General features: G+C 72.1%; 1 protein-coding gene. It reads right to left on the bottom strand.

What is annotated here, in order from left to right:
• The coding region (locus tag E1283_RS36525) for an epoxide hydrolase family protein (protein ID WP_243745356.1) at positions 1-960 on the bottom strand (960 nt) is incomplete at its 3' end.
• Between the last annotated feature and the right edge of the window lie 83 nt (positions 961-1,043).

Raw genomic sequence — 1,043 nt, 5'->3', positions numbered from 1 at the left:
GTCGTGGGCGGGGGTCCAGGGGTGGCGGTTGGCGTTGGCGTAGTAACGCATCGACGTGGCGATCGAGTTGTTCGCCCAGTAGATCGTGGCGTGGGTGAGCAGGTCGTCCCTGGTGAAGACCGATTCGAGGTCGCCGCCGTGGTCGCTCCACGCGTTCCAGCGCTCCAGCAGCCAGGCGAGCAGCCCGGCCGGCGAGTCGCTCAGCCCGTGGGCCAGGGTGGCACCGTCGAGCATGTGCACGGCGACATGGGTCGCGAAACGGCGGTCCAGGTCGATGATCCGGGCGCGGACCTCGGCCGGTTGGTCGTCGGTGAGGGGCCGGTTCCTGGCGAAGTCCCAGGCGCGGGGGCCGGTGAAGAAGTTCAGCGGCAGCCCGGAGCCGATGTGGATGCCGTACAGCTCGTCGGCGTACTTGTGGCCGAGCTGGCTGGAGACGATCCCGCCGATGTCGCACCCCCCGGCGGCGTACTTCTCGTACCCCAGGGTCTCGGTCATCAGGGTGTGCCAGAGGTCGGCGACCTTCCAGAAGTTGACGTCGGGGAAGCCGGTGAGCGGGCCGGGGAAGCCGAAGCCGGGCAGCGACGGCACGATGACGTCGAACGCGTCCGCCGGGTCGCCGCCGAACGCGGCCGGGTCGGCGAGCGGTTCGATCACCTTCGACCAGTGCCAGAACGTCCACGGCCAGCCGTGGGTGAGGACCAACGGGATCGGGCGGGGCCCACGGCCGGCCTTGCGCAGGAAGTGCACCGGGACGCCGGCGACGTCCACCCGGTAGTTCTCGTGGGCGTTGATGGCCGCCTCGGCCCGGCGCCAGTCGTAGCCGTCCCGCCAGTAGGCGACCAGCTCCCGCAGATAGCTGGCCGGAACGCCGTAGGACCAGTCCTCGTTCCCCTCGTCCAGCGGCGGCCGGGTCCGCGCGATGCCGAGCACGCCCACCGGAGCGCCGTCCAGGGTGACCAGGACGGCGGTGCGGCCGTCCTCCTCGAGGCCGGCGACCACGGCGGCGGCCGGGCCGGGCCGGTCGGCGTCGAGCAGCCGGGCGG

The sequence above is a fragment of the Streptomyces hainanensis genome, from assembly GCF_004348415.1.
Classification (GTDB): Bacteria; Actinomycetota; Actinomycetes; order Streptomycetales; family Streptomycetaceae; genus Streptomyces; species Streptomyces hainanensis.
Note: the sequence above shows the minus strand (reverse complement) of the source record. Positions and strands in the feature narration are given on the sequence as shown.